Genomic DNA, 2,354 nt, shown 5'->3' on the forward strand with positions numbered 1-2,354 from the left:
AGAGGATATTTACAGCCGTAAAGTCGTTGGTTGGGAAGTTCATCACAATGAAACAGGTGAGCAAGCAGCAGAGCTGCTAGAACGTAGTGTGTGGAAAGAAAAGTGTTCAAAAACAGAGTTAGTGTTGCACTCAGATAATGGTGCGCCCATGAAGAGTCTGACGATGCGGGCTAAGATGTACGATTTAGGTGTTGTGACCTCACGCAGTCGCCCAAGGGTGAGTAATGATAATCCTTACTCAGAATCACTGTTTAGAACGGTAAAGTATCATCCTCGTTGGCCTTCTGAAGGGTTTAAATCCTTAGATGAAGCACGTAAATGGGTAAAAGAGTTTGTTCATTGGTACAACAATGAGCATCGCCATAGCAGGATCAAGTTTGTAACGCCATGCCAAAGACACGATGGTCTTGATGTAGAAATACTTGCGAAACGAAAAATGCTGTATCAGAAAAAAGAAATGAGCATCCTGAACGATGGTCAAAAGATGAAAGGAACTGGCAGCCAATAGGCGCTGTGGAGTTAAATCCAGAGCAACACAAAGAGGCTGCTTAACAATTTAGGCGACAACTGTCTTGAAAAACACCGATACTTTTGGTGACACTCTTTTTAGTCTAGCGTAATTTGAAATAAATAGGCGTATATACTAATTTACAAAATAGCGAGTCTACTTTGTTCATAATACGGAAGAATAGTGTTTGATTCCAGCGGAAATAAGCAATAGAAACAGTAGTGTAACTGGAGTTTTTCGCAGCCGAAGACTGTGACATTATTCAAGGTTACTACTTCAGTAAACCCATAACAGCAGAGTAATTGTTCGCTTATTTACAAAACAAGGATAAGGTATTTGAACAATCATTCTAAAGTTATCATTTATATCTAGAAAAACAAGCAGCAAGCATATAGCCCTTACGGCTTAGATTACTTTATTCAAATAAACTTATTGTAAAAGCTTTCTTAACTCTTGTTATATTGCGATAAGGCGGAAGAAATTGTTATTGATTAAGTGACAGTGAACGGACAATAAGGCTGTATTAACGACCGTGAATTTATAACTTTGGTGGAATAGCGCCTAGGTATTTACTTATGACTGTCTTATCTTTCCCTTGGCTTTTGTATATGTGCAATTGTTTATTAAAGCGGTTTCGTAGTTGCGGATCATGAAAGCCAACATGGGCTTCAACTTCAGAAAATAATAGAGACTCATCTATTTCCCCAACAGAAAAATCCTTTGTCGGATTTTGCTTAAGATATTTTTGTAAATAATAATAAAAGATGTAGTAATCCAAAACCACAACGTCACACCTTGCTTTAATTAACATTTCGGGAAATTTTGACATGTCATGTAGCTCAATATAGCTATCGAGCTTTGATATTTTGACAAACTCTTCACCAAAATAACCTGCAGCTCCTTGAAATGTAATAACTCGTACACTGACCAAGTCTGCAATATTATTAAATTTGAAGTTGTTTTTATTTAAACTAAAGGCTATTGGGCGGTAGCTAATTATAGGGGCAGAAAAATACAACTTGGTGGTATCATTTTGAAAAAATGTTGGTAAAAATAAATCGGCTTGTTTATTCTCAACTTGACGCATGGTACGTTTTAATGGCGCAAAACCAACCTTAACGGTATGGCCCATTATTTGTAGAATCTCACGGGCAATATCTACGTCGATGCCGCTATTTGAGGCGGCAATCATGTGTGGCGGGCCATCATCAGTTAACATCAATAGTTTTTTTGCTATTAATGGCTTGGATAACATGGTGAGAATCAATAAGCTAACAAGGCTACTGAATTTGAAGGTGTTTTTGAGCATTTATTTTTAGTCTAAAAAGACGATAATTATGTTTACCTCTTGCTGCTAATTATAACACAGTCGCAAGTGAACGATTAGGAGTGCTAGCTGAATTTCAGCTACTGTGATTGATTTAGCCAAGCGGGCAGCAGGGCATTACCTTGCTACCCGCGGCTGATGTTTTAGGCAAGTGCCCAGTTTGCCGCGAAATACACACCGATATATCCGACGGTATAAGCGATAATCAAATAGAAAGCATTGCGTAAATAACTAATGAAATTCAATTCGTTAATTTTGCTCATGGCAATGATGCCAGCGGCTGAGCCGATGACTAAAATAGAACCACCAACACCTGTGGCATAAGTTAGCATTAACCACTCGGTTACTTTCATATCAACACCTGATTTTAATAACGCTGCGGTTAAGGGGACATTGTCAATTACCGATGACATAAAGCCAACTAAATAGTTAACGACCATGGCTGGTAAGTATTGATAGAGCTCAGTAAAGCCATTTAATACGCCAATTTGTTTTAAAATACCTACTAGAAGTAGTACA

1 protein-coding gene and 2 pseudogenes are annotated in these 2,354 nt (G+C 38.0%); 1 reads left to right on the forward strand and 2 read right to left on the reverse strand.

Going from position 1 to position 2,354, the window contains the following annotated elements:
* Positions 1 to 552, forward strand: a pseudogene (locus HRT50_RS18620) (transposase); the annotation flags it as partial.
* Positions 553 to 1,046: 494 nt separating this feature from the next.
* On the opposite strand, the gene HRT50_RS18625 reads toward HRT50_RS18620, so the two are convergent.
* Together HRT50_RS18625 and HRT50_RS18630 are read right to left on the reverse strand one after the other, a co-directional pair.
* Positions 1,047 to 1,817, reverse strand: coding sequence for an ABC transporter substrate-binding protein (locus HRT50_RS18625; RefSeq protein WP_291617296.1), 771 nt, complete (start codon positions 1,815 to 1,817; stop codon positions 1,047 to 1,049).
* Positions 1,818 to 1,978: 161 nt separating this feature from the next.
* Positions 1,979 to 2,354 (reverse strand): annotated as a pseudogene (locus HRT50_RS18630) (sodium:proton antiporter); the annotation flags it as partial.

Source organism: Colwellia sp. (assembly GCF_013215345.1).
In the GTDB taxonomy this organism is placed as follows: domain Bacteria; phylum Pseudomonadota; class Gammaproteobacteria; order Enterobacterales; family Alteromonadaceae; genus Colwellia.

Coding starts and splice junctions, on each gene's coding strand:
- HRT50_RS18625 (WP_291617296.1), bottom strand. CDS start 1,817: ATGCTCAAAAACACCTTCAAATTCAGTAGCCTTGTTAGCTTATTGATT.